We start from the raw sequence: 21,715 nt of genomic DNA, 5'->3' as shown, positions 1-21,715 counted from the left end.
TAATCGAGAGTGGGTTTGTTTGGCAACAGCAAAAGGAAATGAGATGCCTTTGATCTATTTGTTCGATTGGGGTGATACATTGATGGTCGACTTTGCCGATGCACAAGGAAAAATGTGTGACTGGTTGAAAGTCGAAGCCGTTGAGGGTGCGCTTGAAACACTGCAAACGCTATCGCAAAAGCATGATATTTACATTGCGACTAATGCAGCAGATTCATGTGAACAGGACATAAAATCTGCTTTTCAACGAGTTAAGTTATCGCCATTTATCAAAGGGTATTTTTGCTTTGAAAATATTGGATTAAGTAAGAAAGACCCTGCATTTTATTCAAAGATAGTTAGTAAGCTTGGTGTGTCTCCAGAGTGTGTCACTATGGTTGGAGATAGCCAAATCAATGACGTTGAAAATGCACTTAAAGCGGGATTGAACGCCGTTTGGTTTAGCCACTCAGGTGAAAAGCATCACACTTATAAAACCATCAATTCTTTAGTTGAACTTATTCATTTATAAACCGCGCGCAATCAAAGGAGCCAACAATGAAAACCATTGGAATGTTAGGTGGGATGTCTTGGGAATCGACGGTGAGTTATTACAAAGCGATTAATGAAGGCGTCAAACAGTCTTTGGGCGGTTTACACTCGGCGAAGATTGCACTTTACAGTGTGAATTTCGATGAAATCGAGAAATTACAAAGAGTTGGTGATTGGGAGCAAGCGGGCGTTGTTTTAGGTGAAGCGGCCAAATCAATACAAGCTGGTGGCGCTGACTTCTTACTTATCTGTACCAATACTATGCACAAAGTTTTGCCACAAATAGAACAATACATTGATATCCCTGTACTGCATATTGCTGATGCTACGGCGAACAAGCTACTGGAAGATGGTATTTCGAAAGTGGGATTAATTGGTACTGCTTTTACCATGGAGCAGGATTTCTATAAGTGCAGAATTAGCGAGAACTTTGGTATTGAAGTGATTGTCCCAGAACATCAAGAACGTGAAGTGATACATCGAGTGATTTATGATGAGTTGTGCCAGGGGCAGATCCTTGCTGAATCCAGAGAAAAATACATCAACATTATCGATAGCTTACGTCGTCGAGGTGCTGAGGCGGTCATTCTAGGTTGTACGGAAATCGCTTTGTTGGTTGAACAAGAACACACTCAAGTAAAGCTTTACGACACAACAAAAATTCATGCAGAACAAGCAGTAATGCTCGCCCTTGCCAACTAAAAAACTCTCATTAGGACATATTAATATGTCCTAATGAGAGTTAGTCTTGAGCGGAAAGGATGTAAATCGATACTATGTTGGAAAGTTCTTCTCGGTATAGCTTGCCTATTATGATCGCCATCGCACTCGGATCGGCGTCAGTTGGATTGATGTCGTCTATACCTCTTGCCGAGCTTTTTATGTCAGCGGCTGCCGTTATCACCTTAAGAAAGCGCTTTAGTGTTAGAGTCGCTATCCCGAATTCTTTGTTAATGTTTATCCAAGTGATATTGGGCATCAGTGTTGGCTCTACGATTTCGTTAGGCGAGCTTTCTCAGACATTAAATCCAGCGGTGATCTTAGGTTTGGTTCTCTGCCTAATACTGCAAACAAGTTGCAGTTTCTGGTGGCTGCACTACAGAGAAAAATGGAATCCGTTTGAATCCTTGCTGGGCGCAGTTCCTGGAGCCATGGCTGCCATCTTGGTGATTAGTGAATCGGGTAATAAGCCATCCCCAAAAGTCGTTTACTCTCATTCTGTTCGTCTGATCATTTTGATTGTTCTCGCCGGCTTTATCTCAAACACCACAGCAGACGTAACGATGGAGCACACAGTGCTTAGTTGGCAGCAGTGGGCGCTGCTCTTAAGTGTTATTGCTGTCAGTATGATTTGCGGTAAGCTCTCGCTTCGATTTGGTATACCTGCACCATATATGATTGCGTCACTAGTGATTGCAGCATTCTGTAACAGCTATATCACGATGATAGATTTATCGGTGCCTTCGTTTATTGTCATCTTTGCTACAGGGTTGCTTGGTTCATTGATTGGTGCACGTTTAGCTGAAACGACACTGCGAGAGGCAATGTCCTATTCTAAAGCAGGCGTCTTTGTGACAGTGATCGGTCTACTTGTCGCTGTGGTAACGTCTTACGTGGCGTCTCACCTTTTAGGTTTGAGTTGGGTGGTCGTGCTGCTAGCTTGGGTGCCGGGAAGTGTGGAAGCGATGACTGCGGTTGCGTTGCTGCTTGGACTGGAGCCTGCCTTTGTTATGGTGAATCATGCAATTCGCTTATTGTTGCTCTATACCTTGCCAGTGGTATTGAAAAATCGATTAGAACAACTTAGAGAGCAGCAATAGTTATTTAGATTGAGTTTTTCTGAATACGAAAAAGCCCGCGAGAAAATGCGGGCTTTTGTCTTCATAACGCTAAACTTATTTTGTGAATACGTCTTTAAAATCGCGCTTCAGAATTGGATCACGGCGAGCTTTTTTAAGCTGTTTAGCCATATCTTTCACACAGTCGTATAAGACTTTGTCTAACAGTTGAGCTCGGTATTCTTCTTTGTCTTGTTCTGTCATGTCTTTTGGTAATTGAATGCTTGGAAACTCTTCCATCACATTGATACCTGCAAACGCTTGGCTTACAGAAATAAGTGCGTGAAACTGCTCAAAATTATCCAAGATGTTTTGCGCGCTTGCTGGCAGTTCATCCCACGCTTCACGAACCGCTTCTTCAGACACTTCGTGGATAGACGTTACCATGTGGAACATCTCTTCAGGTACTTGGTCGAATTCGATTACTTGGCGTAACTCCGGAGAAATGGCTTCTAAGTCCACTGTTATTGTTTCGTTTTGAGTTGTATCAGACATAAAAAATTCTCGATAAGAAAAACTGTAATGCTAGAAATTTTAAGTGAAATGTCAACATAAGCTTTCCATTATTAAGCTATGAAAGGTCGTGAAAGTTATGCTATACGTAACTATATGATTGTAATGGAAAGAGATTAGCATGGTAGCTTCCGGTTCCTCGATGCGAATTTTGTTGGTTGATGATGTTCAACTAGACAGAATGCAATTGGCGATTCGTTTAAAACAATTGGGTCATAATGTCGAGGCTGTTTCTAGTGGGCGCGAGGCATTACTGCTCTACCCGCAATTTGATCCTGAGCTTGTGCTGCTAGACATCTCAATGCCTGAGATGAACGGTTTTCAACTCACGCAGGAAATCCGCTCTCGTTATCCCGAAGATTGGATTCCTATTATTTTTTTAAGTGGTCATGATGAGCCTGCGATTATCGCGCAAGCGATAGAAGCGGGTGGCGACGATTATTTGATTAAGCCGGTCGATAAACTTGTTCTGAACTCAAAGCTTCTCGCAATGCAGCGCATTGCTAATATGAGAAGGGAACTCAAACGCACCAGTGCGAAGTTAGAGGAACTTAACCGGGTTTTGCAGCATCAAGCTAACGAAGACGGTTTGACTCAAGTATTCAACCGCCGCTTCATGGATGAAAAGCTTAAAGAAATGATCTCTTGGCATGGTCGTCACGGTGGTTCTTTCACGGTGATCTTGTTTGATGTCGACCAATTTAAGCTATTTAACGACAATTACGGTCACATAGAAGGTGACCACTGCCTATACACATTAGCGCAAGTGACCAATAAGTTGTTTGGTCGCAGTGGTGAATATGTTGGTCGCTATGGAGGTGAGGAATTTGTGGTTATGCTTTCTCACAATGAGGATTGCGAAACTGCCGCAGAGCGAATTCAAAATGCCATTCACGAGCTTTGTTACCCGCACGCATTTAGTTCTATTTCCAACTTTGTGACGGTTTCACAAGGTGTTGTCACTGTTACACCAACGGGTAAGGAAACTTTATCTAGTGTCTATGAAGTTGTTGATCAAGCCTTGTATCAAGCCAAGACACAAGGTCGTGATCGCTACGTCATTAAGCAAGTCAATTATAGTTAATCACTAGATCGTATAGTTAGTGAGCTTTTGTTTGATATTCTCTCGCAAAGTCTTGTGGGCAGGGTTTTGTAGTTCTCGTTTGTGATAAACCAAATGATAGGGTGCCATATCGGTTTTTATCGGGCACTCTAAAACTTGTAAGTCTAACGTTTTCGCCCATTTTTGAGCAAAAGACTGATTAACAAACGCAAGTGAATCGCTTTGTGAAACGTGTAGGACCAAACCAGCCATAGAGCCGCTTACAATATCTGCTTTTCGCTCTTCAATCGGTTCTTGAGCGATTTGTTCAAAACCACGCAGGTTTTCCCAAGTCGCAGAGTTGAGTACATGATGCTCCTGATAATACTCTTGCTTGGTGATTTTGCCTTTGATTCTGGGGTGATTTTTTCTACACACCACGACTAACGGTTCTCGATGCACTTCTTCAATTACAAATGAGCTGTCTTTTGTCAGTATCGTATCGATGATGAGATCGGTCTTTTGTTGTCTCATATATTCGAATAACGCACTTTTGTCCTGTGGTGACTCGGTAAAAGTAATGTTTTCCATCGGCCAAAGACTATGCAACACAGCTTCATTACAGTAGACGTTGAAATGCTCACGCATGTGCATGGCATTTTCGATGATATCTAAGGCCTGTCGGAAAAAAGGTAACAGTTGGTAACCTTTCGTTGTCAGCTCTATCCCTCTACCGCTTTTTACAAACAGTGTCTGACCGTACTCTTTCTCAAGTCTTTTAATTGCTGAGCTCACTGCGGGTTGTGTCAGATTCATCTGATCCGCAGCTTTCGTATAGGACAGATTTTCAGCAACAACTAAAAATGTACGTACTAGATTAAGGTCCATAAAACCACCATACATAAATTCAATTTATGTATGATAAAACAAATGATGGATTGTTTCTCGTTTAAATAAGGATTAGTCTATTTTTGATATGTGTATGTTTGAATAGATATTTCTAATCACTAACCGTCAAATGGAGTCTTTATGAGTACAAGTGATAACAAGCGCTCAAGCAAGCTGCTGCTAAACGCGTGCACACTTGCGATGGGTGCAGCCTCGATGACCGCCTACGCGGCTGACAAGCCGAATATTCTGGTTATCTTTGGTGATGATGTTGGCTACTGGAACTTAAGTGCGTACAACCAAGGCATGTTGGGGTATAGCACACCAAATATCGATAGCATCGCAAAAGAAGGTACTAAATTTACAAACTTTTATGCTCAACAAAGCTCTACTGCGGGTCGTAGTGCTTTCATTACAGGTCAAATGCCTAAGCGCACAGGCTTAAGTAAAGTTGGCATGCCTGGTGCGAAAGAGGGCATTTCAGAGAAAGATCCAACAATCGCAACCATTCTAAGAGATATGGGTTACGCAACAGGACAATTTGGTAAAAACCATTTAGGTGACCGCGATGAACACCTTCCTACTAATCATGGTTTCGATGAGTTCTTTGGTAACCTTTACCACCTTAATGCGGAAGAAGAGCCAGAAAACGTTGATTACCCGCAAGATCCTGAGTTCAAGAAGAAATTTGGTCCTCGTGGCGTAATTCATTCATACGCTGATGGCAAGATTGAAGATACGGGTGCGTTAACGCGTAAACGTATGGAAACGGTGGATGGTGAGTTCCTTGAAGCGGCTGAAGGCTTTATGGAGAAACAGGTAAAAGCGAAGAAACCATTCTTTACATGGTTTAACACTACCCGTATGCACAACTTCACTCACCTTCCTGATGAGTACAAAGGTGCTACAGGTCATGGCTTCTATGCTGATGGTGTGAAACAGCATGATGACCAAATTGGTCAAATCTTGCAAAAAGTGAAAGATCTTGGTATCGAAGATAACACTATCATTGTTTACACCACGGATAACGGTCCTATGATTAACCTTTGGCCAGAAGCGGGTATGAGCCCATTCCGCAGTGAGAAAAACACTGGCTGGGAAGGTGGTTTCCGCGTTCCTATGATGGTCAAATGGCCTGGTCATATTGAAGCTGGTAAGACTCTAAATGGTATTACTTCGCTAGAAGACTTCTTCCCGACGTTGGTTGCTGCGGCAGGTAACGATAAAGTGAAAGATGAGCTTCTAAAAGGTAAGAAAGCCGATGGTAAGTCATACAAGGTTCACCTAGATGGCTACAACCAACTTCCTTACTGGACAGGTAAATCTGAAGAATCAGCACGTAACGAATTCTTCTACTGGAGTGATGACGGTGATTTATTCGCTTTACGCCAAGGCAAGATGAAGTTCCACTTCAACATCCAAGAGAATGAAACTGGATTAGATATTTGGCGTAAACCGCTGACTAAGCTACGTGTTCCATTTATGTACGACCTAAGTATTGATCCATTTGAACGTGGTGATACGGGTATTGGTTACGGTCAATGGATGTATGAGCGCTCATTCTTAATGGGTCCTGCAGCTGCAAAAGTGGCTGAGATGATGGAAACATTTAAAGAATTCCCACCTCGTATGGAAGCGGGTTCTTTCGTTCCAAAATAACGATATTGGCTGTAGTGTAATGATGGCGCTCTTCGGAGCGCCATATTTTGAAATAAGGATGTATAAATGACGAAAACTTCAATGCGCGCTTCAACAATGCTGGATGTAGTAGCGTTAAAGTCTGCATATAAAGATCTCAGTGATAAACCTCAATATCAACGCCGCTTTCACGTTATGGCAAAGCCCGGTGGCGCTAAATGTAACATTGACTGCCAATATTGCTTTTACTTGCATAAAGAAGATCTTCTTCATCAACCGAAACAACCCAAAATGGATGATGAAACCTTAGAAGCTTTTGTTAAGAGTTATATTGAGAGTCAAGATGGCGACGAAGTCGTTTTTTCATGGCAAGGCGGTGAACCAACGTTGCTTGGCTTGGACTATTTCCGACAAATCGTCACTTTGCAAAAGAAATATCAGCCAGCAGGCGTTCGTATCGAGAATGATCTGCAAACCAATGGTATTTTGCTTAATGACGAATGGTGTGAGTTCCTAGCACAAAACAATTTCCTTGTCGGTCTGTCGATCGATGGTCCCGAAGAGATCCACAATAAATATCGTGTTACCCGCAGCGGCAAACCAACGTTCCATTTGGTAATGAACGCTGTCGAGACAATGAAAAAGCACGGTGTGCGCTTCAATGCTTTGGTAACTGTCAACAACCACAACGTTAAACATCCACTCGAAGTGTATCGATTCCTGACTCAGGAGCTTGGTGTCACTTACATTCAGTACAATCCAGTGGTTGAGCCAAGTGATTTCAAAACAACGGCACCACAGTTTTGGAATGACAGCATGATCCCAACCGTAGGCAGTGAACTGGCTAAGCCGGGGCATCCTATGTCGGTGGTAACAGATTGGTCTGTTGATGCTGACGACTGGGGACAGTTCTTGATTGCGACGTTTGAAGAGTGGGTGAACAACGATCTAGGGCGCGTGTTGGTTAACTTGTTTGAAACGGCAGTTGCTCAGGTCATGGGCAAGCCTTCTCAACTATGTATTACTGCTGAGTTTTGCGGTAAAGGGCTCGCGATAGAACACAATGGTGATGTGTTTAGCTGTGACCATTACGTGTATCCAGAATACAAACTTGCCAACGTTAAAGACCGTCCATTAAACGAGATGGCTTTTTCTATTAGACAACAAGCCTTTGGCACGGCAAAACGAGACTCCTTACCTAAGTACTGCAGCGAGTGTCCATACCTCAAACTGTGTTGGGGCGAATGTCCGAAGAACCGACTACTAAAAACGCCTGACGGCGAAGAAGGGCTTAACTACCTGTGCCCTGGCATTAAAGCATTTTTCGATTACTCGCTACCGATCTTAACGGGTATTTCTGTATTGCTTGGACAAAATCAGTAGCTTGGGTAAACGAATAGCTTGGGTAAAGCGATCTATAAACAAAACTTCGATTTGCTAGGAAAAGACGATCCGTTAAAGAAACTACTATCCGTTAGGAAACAGAGATGACAGTTGACGCTATGAATAATCAAGCCCACGCAGATGTGGTCAAGTTATTAAACTATTTAGATTCACAAGTGGTAGGGCAACACTCGGTTGTGAAAGGCATCCTGCTTGGCTTGCTCAGTAGTGGTCATGTGCTGTTGGAAGGTTTACCGGGCACAGCGAAAACTCGTTCGGTAAAAGCATTGGCGAATGCATTAACCATCTCGTTTGGTCGAATTCAGTTTACGCCGGATTTGCTTCCGTCAGACGTTACAGGTACAGAGGTGCTTCAGGAATCTGAGGGTAAGTCATCACTGCACTTTCAACCGGGTCCCGTGTTTAACCAAATTGTTCTAGCCGATGAAATCAACCGAGCGCCAGCGAAAGTACAAGCTGCGCTTTTAGAAGCGATGGCAGAAGGCACAATTACTGTTGCGGGGCAGACACACAATTTGCCGGAGCTGTTCATGGTTATGGCAACGCAAAACCCGATTGAGCAAGAAGGTACCTATCCTTTGCCAGAAGCGCAGATGGACCGATTCCTTCTCAAAGTCTGTGTTGACTATCCTACTCACTGTGCCGAAAGAGACATCATTCGCTTAGTTCGTCAGGAAGAAGCTGGTGAGTTATTTTCAACAAGCAGCGAACGCGTCACCATTGATCCTGCTTGTATTTCCCAAGCGAGAAAAGAAATCACCAAAATTGAGCTGTCTGAATTGGTTGAAACTTACGTCATCAATTTAGTGATGGCGACTCGCGAACCTGAGCTATACCCAGAATCAAAACTAGCTAACTGGCTTGCGATTGGTGCTAGCCCACGAGCTTCAATTGCATTAGACAAATGTTCGCGTGCATTGGCGTGGCTAGAAGGGCGTGACCATGTGATTGTCGATGATGTACGCACTGTTGCACCTATGGTTATGGGGCATCGATTAAGTCTCTCCTACGAAGCTCTTGCCGACGGTATTAGCCAGCAAGATTTGGTGATGGAACTTCTGGATGTCGTCAATATTGGGTGATCACTATGATTGATAGGCAAGATTGCTTAGATCCCCGTATATACGTTGACATCAAACAGCTCAACCGTACGCAAAGCCACGTATCCAGCATTAACTTATTGGGTGCTCGTTATTCCCGCGCCCAAATGTCCGGTCGTTATCAATCTCATGCGCGAGGTCGAGGTTTAAACTTCGAAGAGTTACGCCATTATCAAAAAGGCGATGATATTCGTCAGATGGATTGGAAAGTGACGCAACGAACCGGTAAACCGCACGTTCGCAGCTACACCGAAGAAAAAGATCGCCAAATTATCCTGTGTGTTGATCAACGCAGTGCGATGTACTTTGGTTCGGTTAGTCACATGAAGTCCGTCGTGGCTGCTGAAATAGCTGCATTGATGGGCTGGATGGCACTGGCGCAAAATGATCGAGTCGGTTTTCTTATTTGTGACTACCAAAGATTCCACTGGCGCTCTGCTAAGCGTGGTGGAAAATCTTACCTGCTTGGGCTGAACGAGCTGGTTCAAGCTAACCAAAAGCTTAATGTTAAAGCGCAAAATGCCGCTAGTGTGGGTATGAGTCACTGGCTTAAAGCGTTACAGGCGAAAAAGCTTAAATCGGCGACAATTATTATCATCAGTGATTTTATTGATGCTGATGAACAGACGCTGCGCCAGCTTCAGTATTTACATCAGCACAATGACGTGATCAGCGTTTTCGTTTCAGATCCGCTCGAATCGACGTTGCCGTCACAGAATCTAAATACTCCTTGGGTTATTGGCGATGGCGAATTTCAGTTCTCTTTGCAGCAAGGTAAGCAGAGCGAGAAGGCATACGAAACTTTGCAACAACGCCATGAAGAAAAACGTGACCAACTGAAGAAGCTGATGGCTGCACAGAAACTGCCTTGCATCGAAATTGGCACTCAGGGTGACCATTTTGTTGAACTCGCTAAGTATCTGGAGGTGATGAAGTGATCCCTAAACCGCCAGACAGTTACATGCTGAGAAACCTTCGTGATGTGGAAGTGCCTGAAGTGTTCAGTTGGTTTCCTCAAACGATCGGGTGGCAAATTGTCTTTATCTTGATAGTGCTGTACGCAGCATATCGAGGTTATCGCTACGCCAAACATTGGTGGAACAACCGTTACCGACAAGAAGCGATCGCCGCTTTGCAATCTCTTCAATCGGACGACGTTAACTGGCCTTATAAAATGGTTAAGGTAGTTAAGGCTGTGTTGGTGTATCTGGACAAACGCAATGCAGCTTTGTATGGCGTTAACTTGTTATCAAAAATGGATTCTTTCTCTATTTCAAATCACTCAACTGCTGCAGATTCTGATTTTCGTCATGATCAAGCCATTCAACAATGGCTGGCGTGTACTGAGAACGGCAAACTGGACTACCCAGATTTTGACTATATGCGTGATCGCCTCGTTGTCTGGGTTAAAACGCATCAAACGATAGCTGAAGGTGAGCATGAGTAGTATTGAATTTGCGCATCCTTGGTATTTTTTAATACTGCCACTACCTCTGTTGGTTTACTGGCTAGTGCCTGCTTACCACAGCCGAGAAAGCGCAATCAAAGTGCCTTTTTTCTCTCAGATCCTTGCAGCATTAAACGAATCACCAAAAGAAGCCGCAGGTTTATTGACTTCACAATGGTGGCAAAAAGTTACGTTACTTCTTTCATGGCTACTGATAGTGACCGCTTTGGCGCACCCGAGCGTGTTGGGTGAAGTGCAAACCAGAGAAGAGTTTGGGCGTGATGTGATGGTGGTAGTCGATTTATCAGGCTCAATGGCAGAGCAAGACTTCACTGTGGATGGAAAAAGTTTAACGCGTCTGCAAGCGGCTAAACAGGTATTAGAGCAGTTTGTGGCTAACCGTGAAGGTGACCGCTTTGGATTGATTTTGTTTGGCGATTCAGCCTTTGTGCAAACGCCATTTACTGCCGATCGAAATGTGTGGCTGAGTTTGCTTAACGAGTCTGATGTAGCGATGGCAGGGCAGAGCACGAACCTCGGTGATGCAATGGGGCTTGGCATCAAAGTATTCGAACAGAACCTAGACCCCGATCAGCAAAAAGTGATGATTGTTCTGACAGACGGTAATGATACAGGCAGTTTTGTTGAACCAATTGATGCTGCCAAAATTGCCGCAGCAAAGGGCATCAAAATTTATATGATTGCGATGGGTGACCCTGAAAGTGTGGGTGAGCAGCCGCTTGATATGAACGTGATTGAGCGAGTCTCTGCTCTCACCAAAGCCCGCTCATTTACAGCGATAGACCAACAAGCGCTGAGCGATGCTTACAAGCTGATTGATGAGTTAGAGCCGCAAACTTACAGCATGGCGACGTATCGACCTAAGATCAGCCTGCATCATTATCTGATAGTTGTTTTGGTTGTTCTACATCTGCTGGTGTTTGGTGCTCTCACTATAAAACGACTACGAGAGGTGCCAAATGAGTGATTGGCAGCTTGAATGGCAATATGTTTTGCAGTTTCATTTTTTACGCCCTTGGTGGTTATTAACGTTAATACCATTGGCGATCATTTTTTATCTACGTTGGAAAGTGAGTGCGGACGAAAATCGCTTTGCCTTTTTCCCTGCTCATTTACGTAATGCATTGACAGTACAGAGCTCAGGGTGGACCAATCAACTGCCGCTTAAAATGCTGAGCTTGTTACTCATCCTGTCGGTTTTGATTTGTGCAGGACCGGCATGGCAAAGGCAAGCATCCCCGTTTGGTGAAGATTCTGCATCATTAATGATTTTGCTCGACAACAGCGAAAGCATGCAGCAGAAAGATGTAGCACCAAGCCGACTCGAACGTGCTAAACATAAAATTACCGATTTAACACAGCTTCGCGCTGGTGGAAAAACGGGTCTGATGGTGTACGCGGGCAGTTCACATGTAGCAATGCCGTTAACCAAAGATAATGAGGTTATTTTCCCTTACTTGTCTGCTTTGAGCCCCGATATTATGCCACTCGCAGGTAAAGCGCCTCAAACAGCGTTGCCTTTGTTAGCGCAACAGATTGAAGCAAATAAAGGAAACACCATTCTTTTGGTGACCGATGGTGTGGATTCCAACACAGTAAATGACTTTACGAGTTATTTTAAAGATCGTCCTCATCAAGCTCGTCCATATCAATTGCTGATTCTTGCGGTAGGGAACCCTGACGTTGCAACAGACTCACCGATGGATATCGCTTCGTTGCAAACCTTAGCTGCCAAGACCGATGGAAAACTGATTGAAATGAGTATTGAAGATGCGGATGTAATGCAACTCAATAGCCAAATTGAGCGTTTCATGTTGATCAACAGTGATTCTTCAATGCCTTGGCAGGATGAAGGATATCGCTTGTTATATCCTTTGGTCTTACTGATGTTGCTGTGGTTTAGAAAAGGCTGGCTGGTTAAGTGGAGCCTAGTGTTGGTAGTGAGTATGCCCTTACTTATGCCCGAATCTGCCAATGCAGCGGGTATGGTAACGAGTAAGTCAGAATCGGCTGTTACCATAGAGCAACCAACGATTTGGGACAAAACAGAACAGTGGTGGGTGGATTTGTGGTTAACGCCCGATCAACAAGCGCAGAGACTGTTTAATCGTGGTGATTACAAGCAAGCGGCTGCACATTATCAAAAGCCGTTAAATAAAGGCATTGCTTACTACTATGCTGGGGAATTCAAACTGGCTCATTCTGCCTTTATGCAAGATAACACACCGCAAGGTTTTTATTATGCTGCCAGTGCGTTAGCCAGACAGCGTGAGTATGTGGCTGCTCGTGCTCTATTAAGGCAGTTGAACGAATTGCCTGAGCTTGAAAGCACTCTAAAAGAGAATATCGCTTATAACCTCAAAGTGATTACTGCGCTTATTGATGAAATCAATGACATGAGTAAATCCCAAGCCAACAGTATGGATATGGATCAGGAAGTCTCGATTGAGTTGCCGGATAACCAGCCACAAACGGCTGATGGCGCGGATGAAAATACCTCTGAAGAGCAAATGAAAAAGCAGCAGCTCAGTGCGGATCAAATTTTAGGTGACCCCAAATTGGCTGAAGTATGGTTAAAACGAGTAGAGGCAGACCCTAGTCGCTTCTTGCAGTCTAAATTTCAGATTCAATATAACCAAGCGGGATCATTTGCACCGGGAGTCGAGGAAACGAAACAATGATTAACTCTGCTCAAATACGTTTACTTGCCTTTGTTCGCGCTATTTTTCTTACTTTCATAATGGCACTAAGTGGAGTCTTATTAGCACCAAGCGGAGTAGCACATGCGGACGAATCGCAACCCACTCAAGTGACCGTGCGTAGCTGGCTTGGAAGCAACTCACTTGGTAGTAAGCCAACAGATGAGTTGCAAGTTTTCGCGCCGACTCAGCAAATTATTCTTAATATCGAAGTGTCCACTAACACTTGGTATACCGCTGGGACAAAGATTTCAGCGTTAGAGATACCGGATGTGCTAGTTAAGCGCCGCAACCCATTTGCTGTGAACTCGACAGTGCGAGAAAAAGGGCAAACGTGGTCTCGACAACTGTGGGAGGTAGTTCTCTACCCGCAGAAGAGTGGTGATTTTACTGTTCCAGCAGTGTCTTTAGACGTACAAGTTTCGGGTAGCAATGGCGAAAAACAGCAGGTGAAATTGGCAACGCCGCCACAGAAATTTCGAGTTGAGATCCCGAGCGCTGAATTGGGTGGAACACAATCTTGGTTCGCTGCAAGTGATGTGACGGTGAAACAAGAGTGGCAGGCGTCATCTGAAAACCCAAAAGTAGGAGACGCTATCACCCGTGTAATAGAGATTCAGGCACAAGATTCACTGTCGGTATTACTGCCGACTATGATGACAAACTCTGTCAATGATGCTTGGCAGGGCTACTTGAATCCTCCCGAACTGGTTGATACGCAGAGTCGTGACGGCTACATTTCAAAGCGTAAAGACAGCCTCACCTATGTATTTCAACAGGGTGGCGATATTCATTGGCCAAGCATAGAAATCTGGTGGTGGAATACCAAAGCGCAAAGTTTGGAAAAGATAACCATCGAAGGTTACAGCGTGCATGTGAAACACACTATCGCCTCATGGCTAAAAGACTATCGCTACGTATTAATCAGTTCACTGATTTCTGCACTTGTGCTTGTATTTATCGTATTTGCTACGCGCCGCTATTACCGTACTCATCCTTCACCTCAGTGGGTAAGCTATTACTTAGCCGTTTTAAAAGGACGGTGGCCAGTTGCGCGTACTCTATTGTACAAAAAGGTTCGCTCAACGACAGGGAACATAGTGATGAACGAAACTCTGCAAAGCAAAAAGTTACAAGACAAAGCATTGCTGATGCAGAAACAGGAACCGAACCGCAGACTAATGACCCAACTTTGGCGAAATATAAAGCGTAAAGCAAAACGAGAGAATTTTATTTCTAAAGCATTACCTGAATTAGACAGCATCAATAAGTAACATTGATGTTGATGAATTAATCTCTGAATAGACAGCTTGGATAGGGAAATTTCTTTGGAAAACCTACTCCTTATTCTAATTGGAGCTACTAGGTCAAACAGTTAAACGCAATTGGTTGTATATACAATATGGCAATCGGTGCTATTGTGGTAATCACTAGTCCAAAGTGCTGGTGGAATAATAATTATCAGTAAGGAGAACGTCGTGAAAATGGCTCACTTAAAAAAATATGCTCTAGCTATATTGTTAAGCTTGGCTTCTCTCAATCTTGCTTGGGCAGCTGCAGATCCATTGCCGTCTTGGAACTCAGGACCATCGAAAACAGCGATTATTAAGTTTGTTGACTCGGTAACAAAAGAAGACTCACCGGATTTTGTTCCTGTCGCGGAACGTATAGCTACGTTCGATAACGACGGAACTCTGTGGTCTGAACAACCTATGTATTTCCAAGTGCAGTTTGCACTGGATCGCGTAAAAGCATTAGCACCTTCACACCCTGATTGGCAGACCGAAGAGCCATTCGCTAGTGTGTTGAAAGGTGATATCAAGAATCTGCATACCGAAGATCTTATGAAAGTGTTGTATGCCACTCATACTGGTATGAATACAGAAGAGTTCGATGCAATTGCTAAAGAGTGGATTGCGACAGCTAAACACCCAACCACAGGTAAGAAATACACAAATATGGTTTTCCAACCAATGCTTGAACTGCTTGATTACCTGCGTGCAAATGACTTTAAAACGTTCATCGTTTCAGGTGGCGGTACGGGCTTCATGCGCGCTTGGGTTGAATCTGTGTACGGTATTCCGCCGGAGCAGGTGGTTGGTACAACCTTCAAAACTGAGTTTGTTATGAATAACGGCGTACCAGAGATCAAGCGATTGCCGGAAATCTTGGTTAATGATGATAAAGAAATGAAAGCGCTGGAAATTTACGAGCGCATTGGTCGTCAACCGATTGCTGCTTTTGGTAACTCAGACGGTGATTTAGCTATGCTGCAATGGACGTACGCAGGAAAAGGTCTGCGTTTCCCTATGTACATTCACCATACCGATGAGAAACGCGAATACAAATACGATCGCGAGTCGCATATTGGTCGTTTGGACAAAGGTTTAGACGAAGCAAAAGCGAAAGGTTGGACTGTCGTGGATATGGCGAAAGAGTGGAAAACTGTTTATCCAAACTAATTCTATCCAAGCTACTGCTATACAAACTGATCGCACCTGCTAGTAAAGATGTGCAGTAATAGAAATAAATAAGAAGCCGCAATTTAAGAGATTGCGGCTTTTTTTGTATAGAGAAAACCCCCAGCTAGGCTGGGGGTTCCGTAAAGCTTACAGCTATAAATCAGTTATATAACCCCTTTCAATTTGATAAAAACGTCTTGTGGTCTGGCAACTACAAGAGTTAATTAAGAATTGAAAGGGGGTCCCAATGGGGGACGAAAAGAGCTTAGCGCACACGCGCTGGAACTGTAAATACCACATAGTCTTTGCACCGAAATATAGAAGACAAGTGTTCTACGGAGAAAAACGTAGAGCAATAGGTGAAATATTGAGGAAACTATGTGAATGGAAAAATGTGAACATTCTTGAAGCGGAATGTTGCTCGGATCATATCCACATGCTTTTAGAAATACCGCCCAAAATGAGTGTTTCAGCGTTTATGGGGTATTTGAAAGGTAAAAGTAGCCTAATGCTTTATGAACGATTCGGGGATTTGAAGTTTAAATATCGGAATCGTGAGTTTTGGTGCCGAGGTTATTATGTAGATACGGTAGGTAAGAATACGAGCAAGATACAGAATTACATAAAGCACCAACTAGAGCAGGATAAAATGGGAGAGCAATTGTCGCTCCCGTATTCAGGTAGCCCGTTTGCGGGCCGCAGGAAATAGTCATATGCAAATGTCAGATCACTACGCGCCTGCTAGGGCGCTGCCAGTAGGAGAGCCTTATAGGCGCATATGAAAAACCACCGGCTATGCCGGTGGATACTTTTTTATACGGTGATTAACTCAATATTTTTTGAACGAATTTTTGATTGGATTTCGTCATCGAGGTTAGTGTCTGTGATTATTTGGGTGGTATCAACCAAATCACATGCCTTATACAGAGAATAAGCACCGTATTTAGAGCTGTCCGCAATAAGGATTTTTTTGCTAGCATTAAGAATAATGTCGCGCTTTAACGCTGCTTTCTCAGCTGTAGGTGTTGTTACACCCTTTTCTAGACTCCAGCTATTGCATGTCAGAAATGCGATATCTGGATTAATTGAACGTAATAATTGCCTACCGTGTTCACCAATCGTTGATTGGCTGCTGTGGTCGACAGTACCACCGGTGACGATAACTTCAATCTGCTTAAATTCAGACAAGAATAGTGCAATATGCAGGTCAACCGTAATCACTCTGATCGGCAAATGAATAAGGTGCTTAACCAGTGCCATTGAGGTTGTACCCGCATCGAGTACCACCGAGTCTCCAGCCTGAACGAATGCTGCTGCCGTTTCTGCAATGTTCTGTTTCTCACGCATACTGCGCAGCATTTTTTCATTGGTGGTTGGCTGATTCGCAACGAATCGGTTTAATGAAACACCGCCATGAGTTCGAGTGATGACACCTTGTTCATCAAGTTTGATCAAGTCGCGGCGAATAGTGGCGGGAGATGCCGCCACAACTTTCACTAAGTCATCGACTGTCACCAAGTTATGGTGTTTAAGGTATTCAATTATCTGCTCAACGCGGTGATTTTTCATACATTGCTCAATTTGACCGCCAACTCAACGGATTTAACCATACTTTCTGGGTTCGCCTTACCTAACCATGCAATGTCAAACGCAGTGCCATGGTCTGCTGAGGTACGGAAAAACGGTAACCCGGCCGTGATGTTAACACCATCGTAAAAGCCCATCAATTTCAACGGGATGTGACCTTGGTCGTGGTACATAGCGACTACGATATCGTACTGACCTTGAGAGGCCTGTAAGAACACGGTATCTGGCGGACAAGGGCCATAAACATCCAAACCTTCTTGCTTCATGGTTTCGATACAAGGGTTTAAAATTTCGATCTCTTCATGGCCAAATAGACCATTTTCACCAGCATGTGGGTTCACGCCTGCAACAGCGATTTTGGGTTTAGCAAAACCTGCTTTTTTCATGAACTCGTCGGCGATTTTAATAACAGTATTTACTCGAGTTTTATTGAGTGTCTGTAAAAATTTAAGTAATGCGATGTGCGTCGTAACGTGGATTACACGCAGAGTGTCCGTGTAAAGAACCATAGCGTAATCTTTGGTGTCAGTAAGTTTTGCAAGTAGCTCAGTATGACCAGGGTAGTGATGCCCCGCCAAATGCAGCGCTTCTTTGTTCAGTGGAGCAGTTGCAATAGCACTAATTTCTCCTTTTAACGCAAGCGCAGTCGCTGTTTCTATACAGCGGTATGCAAGATCACCCGCTTGAGCTTGTACTTTACCGAACTCAAAATTTTCTAGGTCAGCTAAAGGCGTATCAAGAACGTTCACGATTCCTGATTCAAACTGAGCTTCGCTGACTTTGTTGATGATGTTGATTTTTTGTGGCTTAGCCAATTTTTTATCGATCACCATTTGAAGAATTTCTGCACTGCCAATTACAACGCAATTGGTTCCGGACAGAGAATCTGTTTCGAGTGCTTTAAGAATGATTTCAGGCCCTATCCCTGCAGGATCGCCCATTGTGATACCAATGACACCTTTCATTGTCTGACCTCTTTATGTAATTGTTGAATAACTTGGGAAAAAGTAGCGGGTTCGCCAAAGCCACCAGCTTTCGTAAAAATGGGGAACGGAGTGAAAGTGCTGTTCAATGTTCCCCAAGGGACACAACCTGCAACTCTGCCTCCTATCTGATAAGAGGAAGCTCCTAATTGTTGAGCGGTTGCGATAGCAATATCGCCACCACATAGAATCATTCCACCGATATATGCGTTCGATGTTCTGATGATTTGAGAAGCAAAGGAGGCAAGGCATTCACGAACATGTTCTGCAAGCTGTTGTTGGCTAAGTTCATGTTGCTCAGCAATGGCTTTTAGCTCGTGTCTCAGTTCGGCATTCTTACAGCTGCGAACCACACAGTTCGAACCTTGCTTTAATACTTCAATGGCTTGGTCAGACTTTGTCTCAAGATAGCTTGTCCAATCAGGTGATAGCAGTTCCTCAAGCTCTAGGTCGATGACTTCGGCGTCTTTGTTATCAAGCAAATATTGAGACTGCTTTAACGTCATTTCACTCATCGAACCAATCACGGCCAGTACTGGTGCAGGGCTATGTATAAGCTCTGTCAGAGGAGAGGATTCCTGAGCGACAAGTGAATAAGTTAACTCACCGGTAGTCACGAATACCGTAGGAACATTGAGTTGACTTGCAGCATGGTAGAGATCAAAGAGATCGGTATGAGATTGCGCATCACATACGATAATTTTGGCACCTGAATCATAAAGTTGAGCAAAATTTTGTTCATGTTGCTCACTATTGGCGTCTGCTTGCAGATATTCGACCGTAGCAGCGTTAGTTTGAAGCTCAATGATATCTTTGATTCTTGAAGAGCGAATCGGTGATTTAGGATCGGATGCAAACTCTGTTTCAGACAGTGGAACATCGTTGACGTAGCATAGCCCACCAACGGTCTTTCTTTTCGCATAGGGAGCGGCAATCGCAACAATGGATAGTGCATAACCTGTTGCCAATAGCGCTTGAATTTCGCTTCCGATGTTTCCACGTAGCGTTGAGTCAACTTTCTTTATTAATAAAGGTTGTTTCTGTGCAAGCTGAAGATTGATGGACGTGTTGGCTAATTTATCTTGAGCTTCGTTGCTTGCCAAATCTCGGGAATTGGTACAGATGACACCAACACTTGAGCTGTTGTCATGACTGATCTTATCCGTAAGTAATACCTGCGTAACAATACCAGATGACGCAAGTGCGACACCTATATCGTTTGCCCCTGTAAAATCATCGGCAACTATATAGCGAGGTATGTTAATTCCTTCCTTCATAGCGACATCTGTACTCCAAGATTTATCGACTTCAGTTATTCTAATCAAAAAATCATTAAAATAAAGCAGTATTTGATTGAATTTAATCATTATGATTATTTGTGAGCTAAATCCCGCATTTTAATCTGGCATTTATGTATAAATATGATTGTTTAATGACGATGGTGATTGAAATTAATCAATCAAAGTAGGGGAAAGGAATGAATATCTTTACAACAGTGATTAGTGGCGGCATCGAACAGATGTACCAAGTTTTGTCTAATGAGCAGCACTTATTGGTTATGACTGATAGCAATGTCATCAAGCTCGATAAGGTTCAGTCACTTGTTTCATCACTGGAAAAGCAAGGTTATCAATATACGCTAATCAGCGATTTGCCTGCAGAGCCAACCAACCATGATGTGGAAAGCTTGATTGATAAGTTACCGGCAGCGGTTGACGTCGTTGTCGGGATTGGTGGCGGAAGTGTATTGGATATATCAAAACTCATCTCAGTACTTTACGCTTCAAACACTGATCACTTAGATAATTTCAATCGTCTATTAGAAGGTGAAAAGCCTGCTGCAAGAATTCCTCTAGTACTTGTTCCAACAACCGCAGGGACAGGCGCTGAAGCAACTCCGAACTCAATTATCGCGCTTCCAGAAAAAGCTACTAAAGTTGGCATTATTTCCCCTGTGATGTTGCCGGACTACGTAGTTTTAGCCCCAGAATTAACGACATCAATGCCGCCGCATATTACGGCTTCTACTGGAATTGACGCACTTTGCCATCTCATCGAATGTTATACAGCAAGTGTTGCGAATCCTGTTGGGGATAATTATGCCTTGATTGGTATGCAGAAATTCTTCTCGAATATTGAGCAAGTGATTGAGAAACCACAAGACTTAATGGTGCGTTTAAACCTGCTTTGGGCTTCGTACTACGGTGGCGCTTCAATCTCTCACTCTGGAACGCATTTGGTACATGCGCTCTCTTATCCGTTGGGGGGCAAGTATAAGATCCCACATGGTTTAGCGAACTCATTACTGCTTGTACCAGTCTTTAAATTTGTTCAGCCGCATTGTGTTGATAAGTTAGCTGACGTATATCGTTTGTTACCACACGCTGATTTAACTCTAAATAGTGAAGAAATGTCTTTAGCTTTGGTTGCATATATAGAGCAACTCGTCAGCAAACTGGCGCTTCCGACTTATTTAAATGAAATCGGTATTACGCGAGACGATCTGCCGGAACTCGCACGTAATGCCATGAATGTTACCCGTCTTATTAATCATTCGCCTGTAGCCGTGAATGAAGAATCAGTCTTATCTATTTATCAAAGTATTACTAAATAAGGAAATAGCATGAGTAATCCTATCGTAGGGCCACATGTAGCCATTGTTACCCCGTTTGACTCAGAAGGTAAGCTTGATGAGCAAGCATTACGTCAGCAAGTTTCTCGCCAGCTAAAAAATGGAAACAAAATCTTTTGTAACGGAACGAATGGTGAGTTCTTCGTACTCACTGATGCTGAAAAACGTCGAGTGACAGAGATTTGTCTGGATCAGGCGGGTAGCGCGGACTTGGTTGTTACTCATATCGGTGAGACTTCTCTAGAACAGACGATTCAACATGGTTTAGATGTTGCAGCTATGGGTATTAAAGCCGTGTCAGTTATCACACCGTGGTTCTCTGCACTTCGTGCAAAAGAGTTGATCAAATACTACCAAGATGTCGCTGATGCTTTACCGATTCCTATTTATCTCTACAACATTCCGGCTCGTACCGGCAATACCATCACACCTGAAATTGCCGCTGAACTAGCTAAGCATCCAAATATCTACGGCATTAAAGATAGTGCTGGTTCTCTGGAAAGCCTTCAGGGCTTTTTGGCAGTCAGCGAGCAAGCTGAAAACTTTGATGTATTAACTGGACCAGATTCACTCATTTTGACTGGTTATCAATTAGGTGCTGTAGGATGTATCTCTGGTATCGCTAATATTGTTCCAGATCTTGTAAATCAGGTTTACCAAGGTTTCATTTCCGATGATCAAGAACTCGCGCAAACAGCTCAGAACAGAATCAACTATCTGAGAGCCAACCTTTACCCGATTGCGTTTGCCCCTGCAGTCGTGAAGAAAATGGTGAATTTACTTGGAGAGAAAGTTGGTGATAGCCGTTATCCAGTTTTTTTCACCAAGGAAGAAGAAGAGAAGTTACTAGAAATTTATAACTCATAAAAGCATACAGGTACTCAAGCTAAATATGCTCTAGGGTACCTGAATTCTAAGTTAGTAGACTGG

21 protein-coding genes are annotated in these 21,715 nt (G+C 43.5%); 16 read left to right on the top strand and 5 right to left on the bottom strand.

The window, feature by feature from the left end; all coding sequences use genetic code 11:
- Positions 1 to 43: 43 nt before the first annotated feature.
- The 3 genes from G5S32_RS15530 to G5S32_RS15520 all read left to right on the top strand — a co-directional run bounded on the left by G5S32_RS15530 (position 44) and on the right by G5S32_RS15520 (position 2,351).
- Positions 44 to 511: an HAD family hydrolase gene (locus G5S32_RS15530; RefSeq protein WP_165312943.1), complete on the top strand. Its 468-nt coding sequence runs from the start codon at positions 44 to 46 to the stop codon at positions 509 to 511.
- A 26-nt stretch (positions 512 to 537) separates the two neighbouring features.
- Positions 538 to 1,233: an aspartate/glutamate racemase family protein gene (locus G5S32_RS15525; protein WP_165312942.1), complete on the top strand. Its 696-nt coding sequence runs from the start codon at positions 538 to 540 to the stop codon at positions 1,231 to 1,233.
- Between the two features lie 74 nt (positions 1,234 to 1,307).
- Complete coding sequence (locus G5S32_RS15520) at positions 1,308 to 2,351, top strand: AbrB family transcriptional regulator (RefSeq protein ID WP_165312941.1); 1,044 nt, start codon at positions 1,308 to 1,310, stop codon at positions 2,349 to 2,351.
- A 75-nt stretch (positions 2,352 to 2,426) separates the two neighbouring features.
- On the opposite strand, the gene G5S32_RS15515 is transcribed toward G5S32_RS15520, so the two are convergent.
- Positions 2,427 to 2,864 (bottom strand): DUF3069 domain-containing protein, encoded by a 438-nt coding sequence (locus G5S32_RS15515; protein WP_165312940.1) that lies wholly within the window; start codon positions 2,862 to 2,864, stop codon positions 2,427 to 2,429.
- Positions 2,865 to 3,003: 139 nt separating this feature from the next.
- Here G5S32_RS15515 and G5S32_RS15510 point away from each other — a divergent pair, with 139 nt between their 5' ends.
- Entirely contained in the window at positions 3,004 to 3,966 is a 963-nt protein-coding gene (locus tag G5S32_RS15510; RefSeq protein WP_165312939.1) for a GGDEF domain-containing response regulator, read from the top strand.
- A 3-nt stretch (positions 3,967 to 3,969) separates the two neighbouring features.
- Here G5S32_RS15510 and G5S32_RS15505 read toward each other — a convergent pair whose 3' ends face one another.
- Positions 3,970 to 4,812 (bottom strand): LysR family transcriptional regulator, encoded by an 843-nt coding sequence (locus tag G5S32_RS15505; RefSeq protein WP_165312938.1) that lies wholly within the window; start codon positions 4,810 to 4,812, stop codon positions 3,970 to 3,972.
- 141 nt (positions 4,813 to 4,953) lie between these two features.
- On the opposite strand from G5S32_RS15505, the gene G5S32_RS15500 reads away from it, so the two are divergent.
- The 10 genes from G5S32_RS15500 (at position 4,954) to tnpA (ending at position 16,292) form a co-directional block, all read left to right on the top strand.
- The gene (locus tag G5S32_RS15500) at positions 4,954 to 6,471 is read left to right on the top strand and encodes an arylsulfatase (RefSeq protein WP_165312937.1); all 1,518 of its coding nucleotides are present in this window, start codon (positions 4,954 to 4,956) and stop codon (positions 6,469 to 6,471) included.
- A gap of 66 nt (positions 6,472 to 6,537) precedes the next feature.
- On the top strand, positions 6,538 to 7,833 hold the full coding sequence (locus tag G5S32_RS15495; protein ID WP_165312936.1) for an anaerobic sulfatase maturase: 1,296 nt from the start codon (positions 6,538 to 6,540) through the stop codon (positions 7,831 to 7,833).
- A gap of 119 nt (positions 7,834 to 7,952) precedes the next feature.
- Positions 7,953 to 8,936: an AAA family ATPase gene (locus tag G5S32_RS15490; RefSeq protein WP_165314168.1), complete on the top strand. Its 984-nt coding sequence runs from the start codon at positions 7,953 to 7,955 to the stop codon at positions 8,934 to 8,936.
- Between the two features lie 5 nt (positions 8,937 to 8,941).
- Entirely contained in the window at positions 8,942 to 9,892 is a 951-nt protein-coding gene (locus tag G5S32_RS15485; protein ID WP_165312935.1) for a DUF58 domain-containing protein, read from the top strand.
- Positions 9,889 to 10,401 carry a DUF4381 domain-containing protein gene (locus G5S32_RS15480; protein ID WP_165312934.1) on the top strand — a complete coding sequence of 171 codons (513 nt, stop codon included), beginning with the start codon at positions 9,889 to 9,891 and terminating at the stop codon, positions 10,399 to 10,401. Before G5S32_RS15485 ends, G5S32_RS15480 begins: the two co-directional genes overlap by 4 nt.
- On the top strand, positions 10,394 to 11,389 hold the full coding sequence (locus G5S32_RS15475; protein WP_165312933.1) for a VWA domain-containing protein: 996 nt from the start codon (positions 10,394 to 10,396) through the stop codon (positions 11,387 to 11,389). The genes G5S32_RS15480 and G5S32_RS15475 overlap by 8 nt, the downstream gene beginning before the upstream one ends.
- Positions 11,382 to 13,103: a vWA domain-containing protein gene (locus tag G5S32_RS15470; RefSeq protein ID WP_165312932.1), complete on the top strand. Its 1,722-nt coding sequence runs from the start codon at positions 11,382 to 11,384 to the stop codon at positions 13,101 to 13,103. The genes G5S32_RS15475 and G5S32_RS15470 overlap by 8 nt, the downstream gene beginning before the upstream one ends.
- Entirely contained in the window at positions 13,100 to 14,395 is a 1,296-nt protein-coding gene (locus G5S32_RS15465; RefSeq protein ID WP_165312931.1) for a BatD family protein, read from the top strand. The genes G5S32_RS15470 and G5S32_RS15465 overlap by 4 nt, the downstream gene beginning before the upstream one ends.
- 210 nt (positions 14,396 to 14,605) lie before the next feature.
- Complete coding sequence (locus G5S32_RS15460) at positions 14,606 to 15,583, top strand: HAD family hydrolase (protein WP_207621650.1); 978 nt, start codon at positions 14,606 to 14,608, stop codon at positions 15,581 to 15,583.
- Between the two features lie 247 nt (positions 15,584 to 15,830).
- Positions 15,831 to 16,292 (top strand): IS200/IS605 family transposase, encoded by a 462-nt coding sequence (gene tnpA / locus G5S32_RS15455; protein ID WP_165310119.1) that lies wholly within the window; start codon positions 15,831 to 15,833, stop codon positions 16,290 to 16,292.
- A gap of 104 nt (positions 16,293 to 16,396) precedes the next feature.
- Here tnpA and G5S32_RS15450 read toward each other — a convergent pair whose 3' ends face one another.
- The 3 genes from G5S32_RS15450 to G5S32_RS15440 are packed head-to-tail and all read right to left on the bottom strand — an operon-like array spanning position 16,397 to position 19,430.
- Entirely contained in the window at positions 16,397 to 17,152 is a 756-nt protein-coding gene (locus tag G5S32_RS15450; protein ID WP_165312929.1) for a DeoR/GlpR family DNA-binding transcription regulator, read from the bottom strand.
- Positions 17,149 to 18,135, bottom strand: a complete 987-nt coding sequence (gene pdxA / locus G5S32_RS15445) for a 4-hydroxythreonine-4-phosphate dehydrogenase PdxA (protein WP_165312928.1) — start codon at positions 18,133 to 18,135, stop codon at positions 17,149 to 17,151. The genes G5S32_RS15450 and pdxA overlap by 4 nt, the downstream gene beginning before the upstream one ends.
- A complete protein-coding gene (locus G5S32_RS15440) occupies positions 18,132 to 19,430 on the bottom strand; it encodes a four-carbon acid sugar kinase family protein (protein WP_165312927.1) in 1,299 nt (432 codons plus the stop codon). The genes pdxA and G5S32_RS15440 overlap by 4 nt, the downstream gene beginning before the upstream one ends.
- Positions 19,431 to 19,630: 200 nt before the next feature.
- Between G5S32_RS15440 and G5S32_RS15435 the strand changes: the two genes are divergently transcribed.
- A complete protein-coding gene (locus G5S32_RS15435) occupies positions 19,631 to 20,767 on the top strand; it encodes an iron-containing alcohol dehydrogenase (protein WP_165312926.1) in 1,137 nt (378 codons plus the stop codon).
- A gap of 9 nt (positions 20,768 to 20,776) precedes the next feature.
- A complete protein-coding gene (locus G5S32_RS15430) occupies positions 20,777 to 21,652 on the top strand; it encodes a dihydrodipicolinate synthase family protein (protein ID WP_165312925.1) in 876 nt (291 codons plus the stop codon).
- Positions 21,653 to 21,715 lie beyond the last annotated feature (63 nt).

The sequence above is a fragment of the Vibrio ziniensis genome, assembly GCF_011064285.1.
GTDB classification, from domain to species: Bacteria; Pseudomonadota; Gammaproteobacteria; order Enterobacterales; family Vibrionaceae; genus Vibrio; species Vibrio ziniensis.
Note: the sequence above shows the minus strand (reverse complement) of the source record. Positions and strands in the feature narration are given on the sequence as shown.